Genomic DNA, 20,810 nt, shown 5'->3' with positions numbered 1-20,810 from the left:
ATCGTCTCCTGTCGTGACATCAGGCGGTCGCCAGCTTGCGCAAGACGAATTGCAGGATGCCGCCGTGGCGGAAGTAGTCGACCTCGTTCGGCGTGTCGATGCGGACCTTGGCGCGGAAGGTCTTGACCGCGCCATCGCCCGCCTGGGCGCGGACCTCGACGGCCTTGGCCCGCCCGTCCTCGAGGCCGACGATGTCGAAGACCTCCTCGCCGGTCAGCCCCAGCGTCTCGGCCGTCTCGCCGGGCAGGAACTGGAGCGGCAGCACGCCCATGCAGACCAGGTTGGTGCGGTGGATGCGCTCGTAGCTCTCGGCGATGACGGCACGCACGCCGAGGAGCCGCGGGCCCTTCGCCGCCCAGTCGCGCGAGGAGCCCGAGCCGTACTCCTTGCCGGCGATGACGATGGCCGGGACGCCCTCGGCCTGGTAGCGCATCGCCGCGTCGTAGATGCTCATCTGCTCGCCCGAGGGTAGGTGGCGCGTGATGCCGCCCTCGGTGCCCGGGGCCATCAGGTTGCGCAGGCGGATGTTGGCGAAGGTGCCGCGCATCATCACCTCGTGGTTGCCGCGCCGCGAGCCGAGGCTGTTGAAGTCCTTCTGCGCGACGCCGTGCTCGATCAGGTACTGACCCGCCGGGGTCGTCGGCTTGATCGAGCCGGCCGGCGAGATGTGGTCGGTCGTGATCGAGTCGCCGAGGCGGGCGAGACAGCGGGCCCCGGTGATGTCGCCGACCGCGCCGACCTCGAGGGTCATACGATCGAAGTAGGGCGGCTTGCGGATGTAGGTCGATTCCGGCCAGTCGTAGGTCTGGCTGTGCGGGGCGTCGAGGCCCTGCCAGCGCGCATCGCCGACGAAGACGTTGGCGTAGGACTCGGTGAACTCGGCGGCGGTGACGTGCTCGGCGATCGCCCGGTTGATCTCGGCCTCGCTCGGCCAGAGGTCGCGCAGATAGACGGGCCGGCCTTGCGGATCGGTGGCGAGCGGATCCTCGTAGGGGTCGATGTCGATGCGCCCGGCGAGCGCGTAGGCGACGACCAGCGGCGGGCTCGCCAGGTAGTTCATCCGCACCTCGGCGTGGACGCGGCCCTCGAAGTTTCGGTTGCCCGAGAGGATCGAGACGGCGCACAGGTCCTTCTCGGCGATGGCCTGCGAGACCGGCTCGGGCAGGGGCCCGGTGTTGCCGATGCAGACGGTGCAGCCGTAGCCGACGTTGTGGAAGCCGAGTTGCTTCAGCGGCTCCATCAGGCCGGCGCCCTCCAGGTAGCGGGTCACTGCCATCGAGCCCGGGCCGAGCGAGGTCTTGACCCAGGGGGCCGAGCGCAGGCCGCGGGCGGCGGCCTTTTGCGCGAGAAGTCCGGCGGCGATCATCACGCTCGGGTTCGAGGTGTTGGTGCAGGAGGTGATCGCGGCGACGACGATCGAGCCGTCCCCGATCTCGACCTCGCGGCCGTCGATGACCGCCTTGGCCGGCCCCTTGTCCGGGATGTTGCGCTCCTTCTTGAGCGCCGCGAGGGCCTGCGGGAAGTGCTTGGCCATCTCGGTCAGCGGCACGCGGTCCTGCGGGCGCTTCGGCCCGGCGAGCGACGGGACCACCTCGCTCAGGTCGAGCTCCAGCGTCTCCGAGTAGTCGGCCTCGACCGCCTCGGCCGTGTGGAAGACGCCCTGGGCCTTCGCGTAGGCCTCGACGAGGGCGATCTGCGCCTCCGCACGACCGGTCAGGCGCAGGTAGTCGAGCGTCACCTGGTCGATCGGGAACAGGCCGCAGGTGGCGCCGTACTCGGGGCCCATGTTGGCGATGGTCGCGCGCTCGCCCATCGGCAGGGCGCCGATCGCCGGGCCATAGAACTCGACGAACTTGCCGACGACCCCGTGCTGGCGCAGCCGCTCGACGATCGTCAGGACCAGATCGGTCGCCGTGACGCCGGGCTCGAGCTGGCCGGTCAGGCGGAAGCCGACGACCTTGGGCACGAGCATCGACACCGGCTGGCCGAGCATCGAGGCCTCGGCCTCGATGCCGCCGACGCCCCAGCCGAGGACGCCGATGCCGTTGACCATGGTCGTGTGCGAGTCGGTGCCCACACAGGTGTCGAAGTAGGCCTGGGTGGTGCCGTCGAGCGGCTTGGGGAACACGACGCGGGCCAGGTACTCGACGTTCACCTGGTGGACGATGCCGGTGTCCGGCGGCACCACCTTGAAGCCCTCCAGGGCGTTTTGGCCCCACTTGAGGAACTTGTAACGCTCCTGGTTGCGCGCGAACTCGATCTCGGCGTTCTTGGCGAAGGCCAGGTCGCTGCCGAAGTAGTCGACCTGCACCGAGTGGTCGATGACGAGCTCGACGGGTTGGAGCGGGTTGATTCGGCTCGGGTCGCCGCCGAGGTCGCGCATCGCGTCGCGCATCGCCGCCAGGTCGACCACGGCCGGCACGCCGGTGAAGTCCTGCATCAGCACCCGCGCCGGGCGGAACTGGATCTCGCGCGACGGCTCGGCCTGCGGATCCCAGGCGGCCAGGGCGGCGATGTCCTCGCGGGTGACCGTGACCCCGTCCTCGCAGCGCAGCAGATTCTCCAGCAGGATCTTCAGCGAGTAGGGGAGCCGGGCGCTGCCGGGGACGGCGTCGAGGCGATAGATCTCGAACGCGTGGCCGGCGACCGAGAGGGTGGATTTGGCTTGGAAACTGTTGGGCATGCGACGACCCCGCCTTGCTGTCGGTATTGAAGACAATCGCCCGATTTTATCGGGACCGGGCGTCGTGCGCATCTGCTGCACCGCAATAATTCCCCTGCAATGCGCGCGGGCGGAGACGCCCGCCCCACGAGCGGGTTGCCGCCTCCGGGCGTGCCGTGCCCCGGTAGGCGCCGGCCTGCCGGCGATCCGCGCCCGCCCGCCAGGCCCGCAGGTCGGGTGAGGCGCACCGGCACGGCGGCTGCCAAGAAGCAACGGCCCGGGGCGCGCCGTCGCCCGACAACAACCTCCGCGGGCGGCGCGTTGCCGGCTGTCGGGTTACGCCCCTGCGGGGCTAACCCGACCTACGGCCCCGGTGGACATCGGCACGCCCCGTAGTCAGTTATAACAAAGTAAAAAGGGACCCTCATAGCTCGGCCAACAAGTGCTTGACTTGAAGGTGTAACCCGAGATGTTGGAGGTGTCCCATGAGTAAGCATAGGTATCACAGCATCGAGTGCAAGCAGGTGGACTGGTCGATGTTGGCGCAGCGCGTTGGTGGAGAGCGAGTCGTGCTGGCGATTGATGTCGCCAAGCACGATTTCGTGGCGACCCTGCAGGTGCGTGCGGGGGAGATCCTCGCCCGCATCAAGTGGCCGCATCCGCAGGAGACGCGCCTGCTCCTGGCCGGCGTCGCGCAGTTGCAAGCCGCCGCTCGGGTCGAGGCGGTGATGGAGTCGAGCGGGACCTATGGGGATGCCCTGCGCGGGCAGTTGCAGGCGTTGGGGGTCGCGGTCTACCGCGTCAGCGCCAAGCGCGTGCATGATGCCGCCGAGGTGTTTGACGGGGTGCCCAGCCTGCACGATGCCAAGGCGGCGGAGATCATCGGTGAGCTGCACCTGCAGGGGCGCACGCAGCCGTGGGTGCAAGCCGACGCGCGCCGGCGTGGTCTGACGGCGCAGCTGCGTCAGCTGCGTCAGCTGCGTCAGCTGCGTCAGCTGCGCCAGTGCAAGGCGCGCTACCAGGGCGATCTCAACCGGCTCGAAGCGCTGTTGAGTCGGCATTGGCCGGAGAGTTTGGTGATCCTGGATCTCGACAGCGTCACGTTGCACCACCTGCTGGCCAGCTATGGCGGGCCGGCCCGGATTCAGGCCCACGCGGCGGCGGCGCGGACCTTGATGGAGCAGGTCGGGCGCCCCGGCCTGCGCGAGGAGACGCTCGCGGCGCTATTGGACAGTACCGCCACCACCTTGGGGCAGCCCACGGTGGTGGAGGAAGACGCCCTGCTGCGCTGGCAGGCCAAGGGACTGATTGAGACCCACCGGGAACTGCGCACCATCGAGCGGACGATCGAGCAGGCGGTGCAGGCCGATGCGGCGCTCACGCCCATGGCCGAGGTGGTCGGGCGCGTCACCAGTGCGGTGCTGGTGGCCAGTCAAGGCAGTCCGCTGGACTATCCCGATGCCCGCAGCTACTGCAAGGCGCTCGGGCTCAATCTCAAGGAGCACAGCAGCGGCACTCACCGGGGACGCTTGGCGATCACCAAGCGCGGTCCCTCGCTGGCGCGGTTCTACCTTTATTTCGCCGCGTTGCGCCTGATTGCCCACGACCCGGTAGTCGCCCGCTGGTTCCAGGCCAAGACCGCGCGTCCCGGTGCGATCAAGGGCAAGCAGGTGGTCGAGCTGATGCGCAAGCTCGCCAAGGGACTCTGGCACCAGGCCCATGGAAGGCGTTTCAGCACCGACAAATTGTTCAATCTTTCCGCCGTCGCCGGTGCGTAAGGCGCTGAGGCGACCCCGCAACGGCAGCCACAGGAGACCTCGGCCATGTCGATGTAAGCGCAGATCCCACACGGGCATCACCGGTCTTTCCCCGGCGTCGACCTCCGACCCAACCTCAAGCCGCTGTGCAGGCTCCAACGTAGTCCTCGAGGCGGCGCCCGGGATAGCCCATGGGCCACTTGCCCCATGAAACTGTTCTGATGCCGCCCCCGTGCGGACATCCCATGTGAGAGGTTTGGTTAACCCCATGGGTGCCTATCCGGAAAGGCCGACCAGCCCGTGTGAACGCGCAGATTGCACGAAGGCAATGGCTCGTTTGTGATAAGAGGAACTTATCAGAATCGACCAACGTTTTCGTGCGGGCTGAGGGGGTGGGGACATTAAATATATTGATTTGCTTGGCTTATGAGAGGTTGGGTTAGGTGCGCCTGCACGGCGGTCGCTGAGAAGAGACAGGTTGCGCGCGCCGTAACCCAACAGCAGCCTCGGCCGGTGCCGCGTCGCCGGCTGTCGGGTTACGCCCCTGCGGGGCTAACCCGACCTACGGCCCCGGTGGACATCGGCACGCCCCGTAGGTTGGGTTAGGTGCGCCTGCACGGCGGTCGCTGAGAAGAGACAGGTTGCGCGCGCCGTAACCCAACAGCAGCCTCGGCCGGTGCCGCGTCGCCGGCCGTCGGGTTACGCCCCTGAGGGGCTAACCCGACCTACGGCCCCGGTGGACATCGGCACGCCCCGTAGGTCGGGTTAGGTGCGCCTGCACGGCGGTCGCTGAGAAGAGACAGGTTGCGCGCGCCGTAACCCAACAGCAGCCTCGGCCGGTGCCGCGTCGCCGGCCGTCGGGTTACGCCCTGAGGGGCTAACCCGACCTACGGCCCCGGTGGACATCGGCACGCCCCGTAGGTCGGGTTAGGCGCGCTGCCACGGCGGTCGCCGACGAAGAATCGCCCGGCGCGCGCCGTAACCCGACAGCCGCCTCCGGGCGTGCCGTGCCTCGGTAGGCGCCGGCTTGCCGGCGATCCGCGCTCGCCCGCCAGCGGGCCCCGCTAGTCGTCGAGGCGCACGAGCAGCGCCGCGACGAGGGGTTCGGCCTCCTTGAAGCGGTATTTGCCGATCAGGCGGGCGATTTCCTGGATGTCGTCGACGAGCGGCGGCGGCCAGGACAGGGCGCGCACGGCCGCGATGGCCTCGCGGCAGCCCTTCGCCCGCCGCGCCTGGACCTCGGGTGCAAGCGCCAGGAGGGCCGCCCGCAGCCGGGCCGGCTCGCTGGCGGTGGCGGCGTCGTGCGCGGCGCTCGCCTCGGCGTCCATCAGCGGCCGCGCCGCCGCCACGGCCGACCCGAGGGCCAGGGCGAAGGCGGCGAGCCGTCCTTCGAGGTCGGTCGCCGCCTCGCGCAGCCCCGCCTCGAGCGCGGCCGCCGCCTCCTGGAGGCGGCGGTGGCCGAGGCTGCCGGCGACACCCTTGAGGGTGTGCGCCAGTCGCTCGGCGCCCTCGCGCTGGCCTCGATCGAGTGCGGTGCGCAACCGGTCGGCGGCATCGGCGTGGCTGCGGGCGAACTCGGCGAGCAGCCGGCGGTAGAGGCGGACGTTGCCGGCGAGGCGCGCGAGCGCTGCGTCGACCTCGTAGCCGGGTAGCTCGGGCAGGTCCGCGGCGGGGCGCGACGCCCGCCTGGGCGGCGGCGCACCGTCCGCGGGGCGCTCCCCGGACGGGATCCAGCGCACCAGGGCGCTGAAGAGGTCGACGGGATCGACCGGCTTGGTGATGTGGTCGTTCATCCCGGCGGCGAGGGTCTTCTCGCGATCGCCGGCCATCGCGTGGGCGGTCATCGCGATGATCGGCAGGTCGGCGCCGCCGGGGAGGCCGCGGATCGCGCGGGCCGCGGCGAGGCCGTCCATGACCGGCATCTGGATGTCCATCAGGACGGCGTCGTAGCGCCGGGCGCGGACCCGCTCGAGGGCCTGCTGCCCGTCGGCGGCGATGTCCACGCGCAGGCCGACCTCTTCGAGGAGTTCGCGGGCGACCTGCTGGTTGATCTCGTTGTCCTCGGCGACCAGGACCGTGGCGCCGCGGATGCCGGGGAGTCCGTCGGGGGTCTTGCGGGCGGCCCGGGCGGGGCGCAGTTCCCGCGCGGCGGCGGGGCCGAGCGCGGCCACGATGGTATCGAAGAGGACGGAGGGGTTGACCGGTTTGACGAGGAAGGCGTCGAGACCCGCGCCCTGGGCCCGGTGCATGACCTCCTCGCGACCGTAGGCCGTGACCATGACGATGGTCGGGATCTCGGGCAGGCGCCCGTGCCGCCGGATGCGCTGCGCGGTCTCGATGCCGTCCATGCCGGGCATCTTCCAGTCCATCAGGACCAGTTTGAACGGCCGGCCCGCGTCGAAGGCCGCCTCCAGTCGCTCGATCGCCTCGGCGCCCGAGCAGGCCGTCTCGGGCGCGAAGCCCATGTTGGTCAGGGCGTCGGCGAGGATATCGCAGGCCGTGCGGTTGTCGTCGACGACCAGTACGGGCATCCCCGCGAGGTCGCTGGCGAGGGCTCGGCCCGGGTCCTTCGCCCGCGCCGGCAGGCCGAGCCGGGCCGTGAACCAGAAGGTGCTGCCGGCGCCGAGGCGGCTCTCGACGCCGATCTCTCCGCCCATCAACTCGGCGAGGCGCTTGCTGATCGCGAGCCCGAGGCCGGTGCCGCCGTAGCGGCGGGTGGTCGAGGTGTCGGCCTGGGAGAAGGACTGGAAGAGCCGGCCGCACTGCTCGTCGGTCAGGCCGATGCCGGTGTCGCGGACCGTGAACTCGAGCACGACCTGGTCATGGGTCTGCGCGAGCCGTGCGACGGCGACGACGATCTCGCCCCGGTCGGTGAACTTGACGGCGTTGGTGGTCAGGTTGATCAGGATCTGGCCCAGTCGCAGCGGGTCGCCGATCAAGGCGAGCGGGACGTCGGGCGCGATGCGCAGCAGCAGCTCGAGGCCCTTCTCCTCGGCCCGGGGCTGGATCAGCTGGGCGAGATGGTCGAGGACCTCCTCCAGGTCGAGCTCGGCCCGCTCGATGTCGAGCCGCCCGGCCTCGATCTTCGAGTAGTCGAGGATGTCGTCGATGATGTGCAGCAGGGCCTTCGCCGAGGTGTCGATCTTCTGCAGGTAGTCCTGTTGTTTCTCGGTCAGGGCCGTGCCCAGGGCCAGGTGGGTCATGCCCAGCACGGCGTTCATCGGCGTGCGGATCTCGTGGCTCATGTTGGCCAGGAATTCGCTCTTGGCCTGGGTGGCGGCCTCGGCGCGGGCCTTCTCCGCGTCGAGGTCCCGCATCATCGCGAGCATCTGGGTCTGGGCCGCGTCGAGGTCGCGGATCCGCTGCTGGAGTTCGGCCTCGGTGCGCCTGACCTCGGTGACGTCGACGAAGGTGGCCAGGCAGAGGTCCTCGAAGGCCATCCCGGAGATGCATACGGAGCGCGTGTCGCCGCCCTTGCAGGTGACGCGGTATTCCAGCGATTCGATCTCGCCGTGCCGCTCGGCGGCGCGGCGCACGGCCGTGGTCCAGGCCGCGCGCGCCCGGTCGCGATCGGCCGGGTCGGGGTAGGCCTGCCGCCACCAGTCCTCGAGGGTCGGGATGTCGGCCAGCCGGTAGCCGAAGACCTCGGTGAACTTCGGGTTGATCTCCTGCACGACCCCCTCGGCGTCGACCTGGCAGAGCGGGATGGCCGTCACGTTGAAGAGCCGGCGGAACTTGGCCTCGGCGGCCAGGGCGGCGGCCTCGGCCTCTTTGCGCTCGGCGATCTCGGCGGCCAACTGGCGGTTCCAGCGCACGAACACGACGAGGACGATGGCGGCCAGGCCGCCGACCAGGAGGGCAATGCGCCAGACCGCGCCCCAGTCGACCCGTGATTGCACGCGGGCGTTGACCCAACGGTCGTAGAAGGACTGGCGGGTCGCCTTGGGGATCGTCGCCAAGGTCTTGTCGAGGATGGCGACGAGCTCCGGCCAATCCTGGCGGACTGCGAACGCGAGCTCGAAGTTGTAGGTCGTCGTCGCCGCGACCTGGAGTCTCGAGAGCTCCTCGGCGCGGATCGTGTAGAGGATCGAGCCGAGGTTGTCGAACGCCGCCTCGGCCCGACCGCCGGCGACGGCGGCGAGGCACTCGCGCAGGGCCCGGCAGGTGACGATCTGGATCTCGGGGAAGTCGCGCTCGAGGTATTCCTGGGTGACGTAGCCCTCGACGACGGCGACGCGTTTGCCGGCGAGATCGGTCAGCCCGGCGACGAACGGGGTCCCCTCGCGGGTCACCAGGACCCCGGGCATCCTCAGGTAGGGACGCGTGAAGTGCAGGTATTGCGCGCGTTGCGGTGACGGCGTGATGGCCGGTATGACGTCGACACCGCCCGCCCGGGCCTTCTCCAGGACCTGGGCCCAGGTGATCCCCCCGACCGGCCGCATCGCGATGCCGAGCTCGGCGTTCAGCCAGTCGACGTATTCCGAGACCACGCCCAGATAGCCGCCGTGCTTGTCGAGCGCCTCGAATGGCAGCCAGGCCGGGTCGGCGCCGACGCGGATATCGCGATGCGCTGCCAGCCAGGCCTGTTCCTCGTCGCTCAGCACGACCGGCGTCTCGGCGGCCGCCTCGCCGGTCCAGCGCCGCAGGATCGCCTGCGTCTCGGTCGGGCTCAGGCTCGCCAGTGCCTTGTCGAGGATGCCCGCGAGCTCGGGCCAGTCCTTGCGCGTGCCGACGGCCAGCACGGAGCCCGGGCGATCGAGCTGGCCCATGATCCGCAGGTTGGTGAGGACCTCCCGGGCGATCACGTAGGTGGCGACGGCTCGGTTGCCGGCATAGGCGTCCGCGTCGCCACGGGAGACGGCGGCCAGGCAGGCGGCCGTGTCCGGGTACTCGACGACGGTCACCTCGGGGTGGTTGTCGTGGAAATGGTGGACGCTGTAGAAACCCTTCTCGATCGCCACGGTGCGCCCGGCGAGGTCCGCCTCGCTGGCATAGTAGGGACCGTCGACACGCCCGATCAGGACGTGGGGCACGACCAGGTAGGGCTCGGTGAAGTTCAGGAACGCCTCGCGGTCCTGGCGGGGCGTGACGTCCATCAGGGCGGCGAGGCGCCCGTCGCGCACGGCGGCCAGGTTCTCGTGGAAGGGGCCGGTGAGGATCCGCGCCGAGAGGCCGGTCCGCTCGATAAGGAGGCGCAGGATATCGACCCCGATGCCGGCCGGCTCGCCGTTCGGTGCGGCGAAGTCGAGCGGTGGCCAGGCGTCCATCACGGCGATCGCGAGGTCGGGGTGGGTGGCGATCCAGTCGCGCTCCTCCCGGGTCAACGTGATCCGCTGCTCGACGCCCTCGGTGTGTGCCGCGGCGACCGGCGGGGCCAGGATCGAGCAGATGAGGACGAGCAGCGGAAAGAGGCCGCGCTGGCGCATGTCGCGTTCCTGTGCGTCTAGGCCCGTCGGGGCCGAGAAGATTCTTCTGCGATTCGAGTCGCCCGCGCGGCTGGCGAAGTCCGGCCATCGTTCGCGCCCCGACGCCGATGGTGGGTCGCGGGCGGGCGGAATCAAAGGGCGCCGCCGTCTTGTACCTTGCCCGTGGCGGCTCGCGGGGTCGAATCCGACAGCGGGGCCTTCGACCAATGTGCGTTGGGCGCGACGGAGGCGGCCCGCGATGGGTAGGCCGGTTTGTGTCGTTCAACCTGAAGGCGGCAGTCGGACGGGATAGCCGCTCGGGGCGTCACCCGGCGGCCGGCTACGCGTTGCCCGCCAAGGCCGATGTCGGTTTACCGTGAGACATCCCGTTTCATCTTTCAGGGTGCCGCAACGCCGGCATGCGTGCGAGCCCAGCGTGACCCGACATCGGGGGCCGCGTCAGCCGTAGGTCGGTTTGGCGAGCCCCTTTTCGAGCGAGTGCGCCAGGGCCTTCAACTCCTCGGGCGGGTGCTCGAAACGCAGCTTGAGGTTGTACATCAACCAGGCCGAGTCCTCGCCGGTCGGCGCGATGCCGATTTCGAGGACCCGCGCGCGCAGCCGCAGCGGCGGGTGATCGCCGACGCCGCCGAGGACCAGGCGGATGCTCTGGTTGACCTCGTAGGTCTCGAAGACGGTCACCGTCAGCTGCCCGGCGGCGAGTTCCGCGAGCTTGAGGTGGACCTCGTCGTCGTCGCTCATCATCACTTCGAGGACGGGGACCAGCGAGTGGCTGCGTTCGTCCAGTTCGTCGCCGTGCAGCAGCTCGAGCAACTTGTCGAGCCGTTGCTGGTCGCGCGTGGAGAGGCGGCAGAAACGCGCCGCCACCGCGTCGCGTCCGTCCTCGAGCGGCTCGCGGCGCAGGACCTCGGCCTCGACGGAGAAGATGCGGCCCTTCGTCCAAGGGAAATTGACCCAGAGATGCTCGCATGGCGGCATGGCCTCCCGGGCGACGGCAAAGCGGATTCCTCCCCAGGAGATGTCCAGGTTCTGAATCGTGACCGGCGTTTCGCCATCGCCGAAGGCGATGGTCATCGCGGTCGTCATCGGCAGGCGACGGTGATAGCGTCTGTTGCGCGTCTGGGCCGTTCGGCGCGGGTCGCTCCCCATGGTCTTCGTCCTCGTTGAGCTGGCGTCCTCAGCTGAATTGGCTGGGCGTCCCTTCCCGGGCCGCACGTCCGGTGATCCTTCGGACCGCCCTCTAGTGCGAAAGCAAGGATCACGCCAAAAATAAGTCGCGGATTTTCTAGGCGCATCTCTGGTTGGTGCCCGGCGATGCGGCGACCGTTCGGGCCGCGGACGGCAGAGGCGTACGCGGATCGTCAGGCGCGGGCGCTGGGCACCGCGACGCGGACGAGACCAGCGACCGAACGCGATAGTATGGGAGATGGCGCCGGATGGCTATGCCCTTGGCCGGGAACGCGCCGGCGCCCTTCCCGCTGCCGCGTGCCAAGCCTGGTTGTCGTTGCCGCAAGGTGCGATCGCGCACCCGCGGCCTCAATTGCGCCAGAAGCTCGGCGAGAAGAGCACCAGCAGCGTGAAGATCTCCAGGCGCCCGAGCAGCATCGCGAGGCAGAGGATCCACTTGGCGGCATCGGGCAGGGCCTGATAGTGGGGGCCGACATCGGCCAGGCCGGGGCCGAGGTTGTTGATGCAGGCAGCGACGGCCGAGAAGGCCGTGATCAGGTCGAGGCCCGTGGCGGTCAGGGCCAGGTACATCATCACGAAGCTCGCGACATAGAGCGAGAAGAAGCCCCACACGGCGTCGACCACGCGGTGGTTGACCGAGCGGCTGCCCATGCGTACTGGGATCTGCGCGTTGGGGTGGATCAGACGCTCGACCTCGCGGATCCCCTGCTTGATCAACAGCAGGAAGCGGATGACCTTGATCCCACCGCCAGTCGAGGCGGCGCAGCCGCCGACGAAACTCATGAGCAGCAGCAGGATGGCCGGGAAGGGCGGCCAGGCGTAGTACTCGGCGGTCGTGAAGCCGGCCGTCGTGCCGATCGAGACGGTCTGGAAGACCCCTTTGCCGAGCCATTCGCCCCAGGTCGAATAGGTGCCGCTCAGCGCGAGCGACGCGGTCACGAGCAGGATGCCCGCCGTCATCAGGGCGAGGTAGAAGCGGAATTCCTCGTCTTGCCAGTAGAGCAGTGGGGAGCGGCGCCGCCAGGCGAGGAAGTGCAGCGCGAAGTTGGCCCCCGAGATGAGCATGAAGAGGATCGCGACCGCCTCGATCGCCGGGCTGTCGAAGTGACCCAGGCTCGCATCGTGGGTGGAGAAGCCACCGATCGCGACCGTCGAGAAGGCATGACCGACGGCGTCGAACGGGGTCATGCCGGCCAGCCAATAGCCGAGCCCGCAGGCGACGGTGAGGCCGAGGTAGATATACCAGAGGGCCTTGGCCGTCTCGGTGATGCGTGGCGTGAGTTTGGTGTCCTTCATCGGCCCGGGGATCTCGGCGCGGTAGAGCTGCATGCCGCCGACGCCGAGCATCGGCAGCACGGCGACGGCCAGCACGACGATCCCCATCCCGCCGAGCCACTGGAGTTGTTGGCGGTAGTAGAGGATCGACGGGGGCAGGCCGTCGAGGCCGGTGATGACGGTCGCCCCGGTCGTCGTCAGGCCCGACATGGACTCGAAGACCGCGTCGGAGACCGACAGGCTGGGGTCGGTGCTGAAGACGAGCGGCAGCGACCCGCCGAGGCCGAGCACGGTCCAGAACAGGGCGACGACGAGGAAGCCGTCGCGCAGGCGCAGCTCGCGACGGTGACGGGCGACCGGCAGCCAGGCCGCCAGGCCGACGGCGAGGATGGTCGCGAAGGCCCACAGGAAGGCGAGGGCGGCGCCGTCGCGGTAGCCGAGCGAGACCGCGAGCGGGGGCAGCATGGTGGCGCTGAAGAGCACCAGCAGCAGGCCCAACACCCGCTGTACCGCCAGGAGCTTCATCGCTCGATGCGCCGCCGTCGCCCGGACGTCACAGGAAGGTGATGCCGACTTGGAAGAGCCGCTCGATCTCGGCGATGCGGCGCTTGTCCTGGAGGAACAGGATCACGTGGTCCTCAGCCTCGATGCGGGTGTCGTGGTGGGCGATGATGACCTCCTCGCCGCGCACGATGGCGCCGATGCTGGTGCCCTTGGCCAGGTCGAGTTCGCCGACGGTGCGCCCGACGACCTTGCTGGAGTGGCGGTCGCCGTGGGCGATCGCCTCGATCGCCTCGGCGGCGCCGCGGCGCAGCGAGTGGACCATGACCACGTCGCCGCGGCGCACATGGCGCAGCAGGGTGCCGATCGTCGCTTGCTGGGGCGAGATCGCGATGTCGATCGCCCCGTGCTGGACCAGGTCGACGTAGGCCGGACGGTTGATCAGGGCCATGACCTTGTGGGCGCCGAGCCGTTTGGCGAGCATCGCCGCAAGGACGTTGACCTCGTCGTCGTTGGTCACGGCGCAGAAGACGTCCGTGTTCTCGATGTTCTCCTCTTGGAGCAGCTCCTCGTCGGCCGCGTCGCCGCGCAGCACGATGGTCTTCTCCAGGTCCTCGGCGATGCGTTTGCAACGATCGAGGTCGCGCTCGATGATCTTGACCCGATAGCTGCCCTCGAGCGCCTTCGCCAGGCGCGTGCCGATGTTGCCGCCGCCGGCAAAGACCAGGCGCCGGTAGGGGTTGTCGAGGCGGCGCAGTTCGCCCATGACGGCGCGGATGTGCCGCGGCGCGGCGATGAAGAAGACCTCGTCGTCGACCTCGATGACGGTGTCCCCGCGCGGCTGGATGCCGTGGTCCTGGCGATAGATGGCGGCGACCCGGGCATCGATGTCGGGCATGTGCTCGTAGAGGGCGCGCAACTGTTGGCCGACCATGGGGCCGCCGTGGTGGGCCTTGACGGCGACGAGGCGTACCCGTCCGCCGGCGAAGTCGAGGACCTGCAGCGAACCTGGGTTCTCGATCAGGCGCAGGATGTAGTCGGTGACGAGCGCCTCGGGGCTGATCGGCACGTCGATCGGCAGGGCCTCGTTGCCGAACAGCTTGGGGTATTCGAGGAAGCCCGGCGAGCGCACCCGGGCGATCTTGGTCGGCGTGCGGAATAGCGTATAGGCGACCTGGCAGGCCACCATGTTGGTCTCATCGCTGTTCGTCACCGCGATGATCATGTCGGCGTCTTCGGCCCCGGCGCGGATCAGCACGTCGGGGTGGGCGCCGTTGCCGAGTACGGTGCTCAGGTCGAAGCGGTCCTGGAGGGCGCGCAGCAGGTCTGGGTTCTGGTCGACGACCGTGATGTCGTTGGCCTCGTGGACCAGGTTCGCGGCCACCGAGGTCCCGACCTGGCCGGCCCCGAGGATGATGATCTTCATCGCGGGCGTGCCCCCGGTGCGTGCGCCGGCCGCGCGGGCGCGCGGCCGCCCGTGGCGCGGAGGAGCCGCGCGGCCATCTCAGCGTCGCTCCTTGATCTCGATGCCGAGCGAGCGCAGCTTGCGGTAGAGGTGGGTGCGCTCCATGCCCGCCTCCTTCGCCATCTTGCTGACGTTGGCGCCGTGCTTCTCGAGCTGGTATTCGAGGTAGGCCTTCTCGAAGAGCTCGCGGGCGTGGCGCAGCGGCTGGTCAAAGGAGACCAGTCCCTCTAGCGGCTGAGTCGGCAGCGGTCCCGGCGTGCCGAGCGCCCCCTCCACCTCGTTCTGGGTGACCTCGTCGCCGGCGCCGAGGATCAGCACGCGCTGGACGAGGTTCTTCAGTTCGCGGACGTTGCCCGGCCAGGGGTAATGGCGGAGGAAGTTCTGGGCGCCGACGCTGAAGCGCCGATAGGGCAGCTTCTCGTGGGTCGCGAAGTAGTCGACGTAGAAGTTGAGGAGTTCGGGGACGTCCTCGTTGTGCTCGCGCAGCGGCAGGACATGCAGTGGCACCACGTTGAGGTGGTAGAAGAGGTCCTCGCGGAAGCGACCGGCTCGCACGTCCTCCTCGAGGTTGCGCTGGGTGACGGCGACGATGCGCACCTCCACGCGCACCGGCTCGGCGCCGCCGACCCGCAGGAAGGAGCCGGTCTCGAGCGCGCCGAGGAGTTGGCCCTGCGCCTCCAGGTCCATGTCGGCGACCTCGTCGAGCAGCAGGGTGCCGCCGGCGGCCTGCTCCAGGGCGCCGTAGTGGGTGTGGTCGTCGGTCTCGCTGCCGAACAGCTCGCAGGCGGCGTTGCCGCGGGTGATGCCCGAGACGCTCAGGTCGACGAAGGGCCGCTCGCGCCGGGCGCTCTGGGAGTGGAGATAGCGTGCCAGCGTCTCGCGCCCGCTGCCGGCCTCGCCGGTGATCAGCACCCAGGTGTCGTGCTGGGCGATGCGCTTGACCTGCTCGCGCAGCCGCTGCATCGCGGGGCTGCGCCCGATCGGCTCCTGGACCAGCGGGGCGCGGCGTTTGAGGCCGACGTTCTCGCGCTGGAGCTTGTCGGCCTCCAGGGCGCGCTCGACGGTCAGCAGCAGCTTGGCCATCGAGAGGGGCTTCTCCAAGAAGTCGTACGCGCCGAGTCGCGTGGCCTCGACCGCCGTCTCGACGGTGCCGTGGCCGGACATCATGATCACCGGACAGGGCAGACCGGCGTCCTCGCCCCACTCCTTGAGCAGGCTGATGCCGTCGCGGTCGGGCATCCAGATGTCGAGCAGGATCAGGTCCGGGCGGCGCTCGCGCAGCGACTGCCGCGCGGCCTCGCCGTTCTCGGCGCCGACCACGACGTAGCCTTCGTCCTCGAGGATCTCTTGGATCAGGGCGCGGATGTCGGGCTCGTCATCGACCACCAGGATGTGGGTTGCGCTCATGGTTCTCCGTCGTGGCTGGCACCGCTGGACCGGATGTCGGGTCCGGGCGCCCTAACATCGTCATCGTCGGCCCGCGGTGCGCGTCAGGCCGTCGCTTCGTCCTCGGCCGGTTCCCGCCAAGCGGGCAGGCGCGCGATGATCCGCGCCCCCGGCATGAGGTTCTCGGCCCAGATGATACCGCCGTGCTCCTCGATAATCTTCTTGACGATGGCCAGGCCGAGCCCGGTCCCTCGGCTCTTGGTCGTGATATAGGGCTCGAAGAGGTTTTCCAGGAGTTCGTGCGGGATCCCCGGGCCGTCGTCGGTGACGGTGAGCTCGAGCATGGTCCCGTCGCGTTCCTCGAGGCGCCGGGTCGCGACCAGGATGTGCCCGTCGTTGCGCTTCTCGAGCGCCTCCTGGGCGTTCTTCACGAGGTTGTGGACGACCTGGCGCAGCCGCAGCGGGTCGCCCTTGATCCGGGCGTCGCCCGTGGCGAGTGCCGCCTGTAGCTGGACCTTGCCGCCGGCGCTGCGGTAGAGGTCGAGCACGTCGGCGATCAGCTTGTCGAGGGCGAACGGGGTCTTCTGGATTTCGGGCGTGCGGGCGTAGTTCGAGAAGTCGTTGACCATCGACTTCATCGCCTCGACCTGCTGGACGATGGTGCGGGTCGCGCGATCGAGGATGCCGGCCTCCTGCTCGGGCAGCTTGGCGAGCAGCTTGTGGCGCATCCGCTCGGTCGAGAGCTGGATCGGCGTCAGCGGATTCTTGATCTCGTGTGCCAGGCGCCGGGCCACCTCGCCCCAGGCGGCATCGCGCTGGGCCGTGATCAGGGTCGTGATGTCGTCGAAGACGACGACGTGGCCGTTCGCCTCGCCGTCGGGCTGGCGCAGCGGGCTGCCCCGGCACAGCAGGACCTGGCGGCCTTCGCCGTTGAAGAGGGTGATCTCGGTGCGCCAGTCGGTGTCGCCATCCAGGTGCCGGCGCACCGCCTCGGCCCAGGGCACGAGGTCCGGGTAGCACTGCGCGAGCCCCTCCGGGGTCGGGGTCGCATCGGAGGCCAGCGAGAGCCTGAGGATCTGATGCGCGGCTGGGTTGGCGGTGCGCAGCCGGTACTCGGTATCGAAGGTGACGACCCCCGAGGAGAGTCGCCCGAGGACGGTCTCCAGGTAGGCGCGCTGGGCCTCGACGGCTTGTTGGCTGCGGTCGGCGGCGTCGCGGGCGTTGGCGATGCCCCGGGTCATCGCGTTGAAGGAGGCGACGAGGAAGGCCAGTTCGTCGTCGTGGCGCGGCATCGGCAGCTGCTGCTCGTAGTCGCCCTCGGCGACGGCACGGGTGCCGCGGGCGAGATCGGCGATCGGTGCGACCAGCCGCCCGGCGGTGTGGAAGGCGGCCATCAGGGCCGCCATCAGGCCGAAGAGCAGGACCAGCGACAGGGTTAGAGAGAAGCTGAGCTTCAGCGAGCGGCGCAGGTAGGCGAGCTCGGTGTAGCGGTTGTAGGCCTCCTCGAGATGCGCCGAGAGCTCGCTGATGCGCTCCGAGGTCGGGAAGATCGCCTGGAGCTGCAGGGGGCGCCCGCCCGGGTCGCCGACCAGGACCCGGATGATCAGCTCGCTGCCGCCGCCGCGGTTGTCTAGCCCGACGTGGTTGGTGCCCTGGCGCACCGCCTGGAGGATCTCGCGTTCCGGGTAGGCCGGCACGAGCTTGGTCGGGTCCTCGTTGGCGGTGCCGTAGACCTGGCCCGAGGGGCCGAAGACGGTCAGTTCGATCGCCCCGGCCTGGCGGCGCAGCTCGCCGAGGCTCAGGGCCAGCGCGGTCGAGGAGCGGTCCTCGATGCCGGCGAGGAGCTGCTCGGTGTACTTGAGCAGCGTGCGCTGATTGAGGTCGAGCGATGCCTGGCTGAGCGTCAGGGCGTCCTGCATCGCCTGATCGATCTGGACGTCGAACCAGCTGTCGATGCCCCGCAGCAGGAAGATCAACGAGAAGTAGTAGACGATCCCGACCGGCAGCAGCGAGATCAGCGCGAAGAGGAGGACGAGACGCCCGGTCAGGCGCGAGCCGGCCGCCTGGCTGCGGTAGCGGCGCACGAGTCGGACGATGTTGACGGCGACGACCAGCGCCAGGATCGCCAGACCCGCGAGCACCGTCATTAGCAGTGGGACGAACAGACGGCTCAGCGTCTCCGAGTTCTGGACCGCATCGCTCATCAGGGTCAGCGCGACGAACAGCGAGACCAGGAGGACCGCGGCCGGCAGGGCGCCCAGGCGGCCGAGCCATTTCAGGGTTCCAGCGGCCACTTGCTCCACTTGCTCTCGAGTTTCCAGGATGGCTTGAGGTAGGCGATCGGGCGCAGCGGCAGTGGTAGCTCATCGATGTCGAGGGCTACGTGGATCTCGACCGCGTAGTCCTCGTCGGGGTCGATGTGACGATGCTCGACGAGCGGGAAGTCGCGCAGGGTGCCGAGGGCAGCCAGGGCGGCGTCGCGGGTGACGAAACTGCCGCCGTCGCCGGTCGTCTCGTCGATCGAGTAGCGCTCGGAGAGCGGCTTGTAGCTGATCCTGTGGCGCACCTGCTGGTCGTAGAGGCTCCCCTCCCAGATCCAGGCCCCGGCGCGACGGACCTGCACATGCAGCTCGAAGGTCAGCGGTACGCCGTTGTCGAGGGCCTCCAGGGCCGTGTCGCTGAGGTCGAAGTCGATGTGCCCGTCCATTAGGTAGACGCCGTCCTCGAGCCGGATCGACACGTCTCTGACATGGATCTCGGCGGCCGCTGCGCCTAGGCTCAGGGTCGCGAGCCAGAGGGCGCAGGCGATCACGGATAGGCGTCGGCGCCGCGTCATGGCGCCGCCTTGTGCAGCAGGGCGAAGTAGAAGCCGTCGGGGCCACGGCGGGTCGGCAGCGTCTGGCGCCCATGGCGGCGGGCGAGGCCCCAGGGGCCGGCGATCGGGCCCTCGGTGGCGTCCGGGTGGCGGGCGAGGAAGGCCGAGATCTGTTCCTCGTTCTCCTCCGGCAGCAGCGAGCAGGTCGTGTAGAGCAGCCGCCCGCCGAGTGCGAGGAGCGGCCACACGGCCTCGAGGAGGCGCGCCTGCTGGGCGGCGAGGCGGTGCAGGTCGCTCGGGCGGCGCAGCCACTTGATGTCGGGGTGGCGGCGGATCACGCCGGTCGCCGAGCAGGGGACGTCGAGCAGGATGCGGTCGTAGCGTTGCGCCGCCCAGCCCGTGGTCAGGTCCTCGTCGGTCGGGGCCGCGGCGTCGGCCGCGATCACGGCGGTCGCGGCGAGGCCCAGGCGGGCGAGGGTCTCGTGCACCCGGGCGAGGCGGATCGGGTCGCTGTCGAGGGCCGTCAGGGCGACCCGGCCGCCGGCGCGCTCGAGGAGGTGGGCGCTCTTGCCGCCGGGGGCGGCGCAGGCGTCGAGGACCCGCTCGCCGGGCTGGGCGTCGAGCAGTTCGGCGGCGAGCTGGGCGCCGCCGTCCTGGACCGAGACCAGGCCGTCGGCGAAGCCGGGCAGGCGGGTGACCGGCACCGGGGCATCGAGCATCAGCCCGGACGGTGCCCCGGCCACCGGGCGGGCCGTCAGCCCGGCGGCGGCGAGGGCCTCGGCATAGGCCCGGCGGGTCGTCTTCATGACGTTGACGCGCAACGTCATCGGTGGGCGGGCGTTGCTCGCCTCGATGATCGCCGGCCAATGCTCGGGCCAGGTCCGCGTCAGCCGCTCTTGCAGCCATTGTGGAAACAGCCCCGCGACGCCCGGCTGGCGCGCAACGCGGGCCTCGAGCGAGGCGCGCTCGCGCAGATAGCGGCGCAGCTGCGCGTTGACGAGGCCGGCCGCGCGCGGCTTGCCGAGGAGGCGGGTGGCGGCGACGGTTGCGGCGACGGCGGCGTGGGCCGGCACGCGCGTCTCGGCGAGTTGGTAGAGCCCGATCAGGATCAGGGCCGCGATGTCCTGATCCATCGACTTCACCGGGCGATCGGCGAGGACGGCACCCAGGGCCTCCAGCCGCGGCAGCGCGCGCAGGGTGCCGAAGCAGAGTTCCTGGGTCAGGGCCCGGTCGCGCGGGTCGTCGAACGGCGGCAGTTGGGCCAGGGCGACGGTCAGCGAGCGGCCGTCGGCGCGCACGGCCTGGACGACACGCGCGGCTCGGGCGCGGACCTCGGCGCCGGCGCCTGCGGTGGTGGCGCGCGGGGTCGGCTCAGCCAAGGTGCTGGCCATCCAATCGGTGGGCGTTGAGGTAGTCGGCGGCGCTCATCGGGCGCTTGCCCGGGGGCTGCACGCGGGTGATCCGCAGGCGACCCTCGCCGGTCGCGACCTCGACGCCGTCCCGCCCGGTTGCGACGACGGCCCCGGGGGTGGCGTCGGCGGTCGTATCGACTGCATAGGCCTCCCAAATGCGCAGCGTCGTCTGGCCCAGACGGGTCTCGGCGACAGGCCAGGGATCGAAGGCGCGGACCTGCCGTTCGATCGCCGTGGCCGGTCGGGTCCAGTCGATCAGGGCCTCCTCCTTGGTCAGCTTCTTCGCGTAGGTCGCCAGGCGCGGGTCCTGCGGCTGCGGGTGCAGGGTGCCGTCGAGGATGCCGGGCAGGGCCGCGCGCAGCGCCTCGGCGCCGAGCCGGGCGAGCCGATCGTGGAGGCTGCCGCCGGTGTCGCGCGGGTCGATCGGCGTCGTGCGGGCGAGGTACATCGGGCCTGTGTCGAGGCCGGCCTCCATGCCCATGATCGTGATCCCGGTCTCGGTGTCGCCGGCGAGCAGCGCCCGCTGGATCGGCGCGGCCCCGCGCCAGCGCGGCAGCAGCGAGGCATGGACGTTGATGCAGCCGAGCCGGGGCGTGGCGAGGACGGCGGGCGGCAACAGCAGGCCATAGGCGACGACCACCATGAGGTCGGGCGCGAACGCCGCGAGTTCGGTGACGGCCGCCGGGTCCTTCAGCGTCGCCGGCTGGCGAACCGGCAGGTCATCGGCGAGGGCCGCCTCCTTGACCGGGCTCGCCGCGAGGCGTCGGCCACGACCGGCCGGGCGGTCCGGCTGGGTATAGACGGCAACGACCTGCCCCGGGCCGGCGAGTAGGGCGGTCAGGCACGGGACCGAGAACTCGGGCGTGCCGGCGAAGACGATCTTGATGTCGTGCATGGGTCTCGGGTGAGGCCGTATTGGCACGGGG

At 70.0% G+C, this 20,810-nt stretch carries 11 protein-coding genes; 1 reads left to right on the top strand and 10 read right to left on the bottom strand.

What is annotated here, in order from left to right:
- Positions 1–19: 19 nt before the first annotated feature.
- Positions 20–2,683, bottom strand: coding sequence for an aconitate hydratase AcnA (gene acnA / locus CKO41_RS09275; RefSeq protein ID WP_200381926.1), 2,664 nt, complete (start codon positions 2,681–2,683; stop codon positions 20–22).
- Positions 2,684–3,147: 464 nt separating this feature from the next.
- Between acnA and CKO41_RS09270 the strand changes: the two genes are divergently transcribed.
- Positions 3,148–4,440 (top strand): transposase, encoded by a 1,293-nt coding sequence (locus CKO41_RS09270; protein ID WP_200381924.1) that lies wholly within the window; start codon positions 3,148–3,150, stop codon positions 4,438–4,440.
- 1,043 nt (positions 4,441–5,483) lie between these two features.
- On the opposite strand, the gene CKO41_RS09265 is transcribed toward CKO41_RS09270, so the two are convergent.
- From CKO41_RS09265 to fmt, 9 genes are all read right to left on the bottom strand, one after another.
- Positions 5,484–9,845: a response regulator gene (locus tag CKO41_RS09265; RefSeq protein ID WP_200381922.1), complete on the bottom strand. Its 4,362-nt coding sequence runs from the start codon at positions 9,843–9,845 to the stop codon at positions 5,484–5,486.
- 438 nt (positions 9,846–10,283) lie between these two features.
- Positions 10,284–10,991, bottom strand: a complete 708-nt coding sequence (locus CKO41_RS09260; RefSeq protein ID WP_200381920.1) for a PilZ domain-containing protein — start codon at positions 10,989–10,991, stop codon at positions 10,284–10,286.
- Between the two features lie 387 nt (positions 10,992–11,378).
- Complete coding sequence (locus CKO41_RS09255; RefSeq protein WP_200251669.1) at positions 11,379–12,830, bottom strand: TrkH family potassium uptake protein; 1,452 nt, start codon at positions 12,828–12,830, stop codon at positions 11,379–11,381.
- A 28-nt stretch (positions 12,831–12,858) separates the two neighbouring features.
- A complete protein-coding gene (gene trkA / locus CKO41_RS09250; RefSeq protein WP_200381918.1) occupies positions 12,859–14,232 on the bottom strand; it encodes a Trk system potassium transporter TrkA in 1,374 nt (457 codons plus the stop codon).
- A gap of 78 nt (positions 14,233–14,310) precedes the next feature.
- Positions 14,311–15,678, bottom strand: coding sequence for a sigma-54-dependent transcriptional regulator (locus CKO41_RS09245; protein ID WP_200251665.1), 1,368 nt, complete (start codon positions 15,676–15,678; stop codon positions 14,311–14,313).
- Positions 15,679–15,761: 83 nt separating this feature from the next.
- Entirely contained in the window at positions 15,762–17,951 is a 2,190-nt protein-coding gene (locus CKO41_RS09240) for a sensor histidine kinase (protein ID WP_420826470.1), read from the bottom strand.
- On the bottom strand, positions 17,933–18,493 hold the full coding sequence (locus CKO41_RS09235; protein ID WP_200251659.1) for a DUF4390 domain-containing protein: 561 nt from the start codon (positions 18,491–18,493) through the stop codon (positions 17,933–17,935). The genes CKO41_RS09240 and CKO41_RS09235 overlap by 19 nt, the downstream gene beginning before the upstream one ends.
- Positions 18,490–19,851 (bottom strand): 16S rRNA (cytosine(967)-C(5))-methyltransferase RsmB, encoded by a 1,362-nt coding sequence (gene rsmB, locus CKO41_RS09230; RefSeq protein ID WP_338115559.1) that lies wholly within the window; start codon positions 19,849–19,851, stop codon positions 18,490–18,492. Before rsmB ends, CKO41_RS09235 begins: the two co-directional genes overlap by 4 nt.
- Positions 19,844–20,779 carry a methionyl-tRNA formyltransferase gene (gene fmt, locus CKO41_RS09225; RefSeq protein WP_200381913.1) on the bottom strand — a complete coding sequence of 312 codons (936 nt, stop codon included), beginning with the start codon at positions 20,777–20,779 and terminating at the stop codon, positions 19,844–19,846. The genes rsmB and fmt overlap by 8 nt, the downstream gene beginning before the upstream one ends.
- Between the last annotated feature and the right edge of the window lie 31 nt (positions 20,780–20,810).

It is taken from the genome of Thiococcus pfennigii, from assembly GCF_016583835.1.
GTDB classification, from domain to species: Bacteria; Pseudomonadota; Gammaproteobacteria; order Chromatiales; family Chromatiaceae; genus Thiococcus; species Thiococcus pfennigii.
Note: the sequence above shows the minus strand (reverse complement) of the source record. Positions and strands in the feature narration are given on the sequence as shown.

Coding starts and splice junctions, on each gene's coding strand:
- trkA (WP_200381918.1), bottom strand. CDS start 14,232: ATGAAGATCATCATCCTCGGGGCCGGCCAGGTCGGGACCTCGGTGGCC.
- CKO41_RS09270 (WP_200381924.1), top strand. CDS start 3,148: ATGAGTAAGCATAGGTATCACAGCATCGAGTGCAAGCAGGTGGACTGG.
- CKO41_RS09260 (WP_200381920.1), bottom strand. CDS start 10,991: ATGGGGAGCGACCCGCGCCGAACGGCCCAGACGCGCAACAGACGCTAT.
- acnA (WP_200381926.1), bottom strand. CDS start 2,683: ATGCCCAACAGTTTCCAAGCCAAATCCACCCTCTCGGTCGCCGGCCAC.
- CKO41_RS09235 (WP_200251659.1), bottom strand. CDS start 18,493: ATGACGCGGCGCCGACGCCTATCCGTGATCGCCTGCGCCCTCTGGCTC.
- CKO41_RS09245 (WP_200251665.1), bottom strand. CDS start 15,678: ATGAGCGCAACCCACATCCTGGTGGTCGATGACGAGCCCGACATCCGC.
- fmt (WP_200381913.1), bottom strand. CDS start 20,779: ATGCACGACATCAAGATCGTCTTCGCCGGCACGCCCGAGTTCTCGGTC.
- CKO41_RS09255 (WP_200251669.1), bottom strand. CDS start 12,830: ATGAAGCTCCTGGCGGTACAGCGGGTGTTGGGCCTGCTGCTGGTGCTC.
- CKO41_RS09265 (WP_200381922.1), bottom strand. CDS start 9,845: ATGCGCCAGCGCGGCCTCTTTCCGCTGCTCGTCCTCATCTGCTCGATC.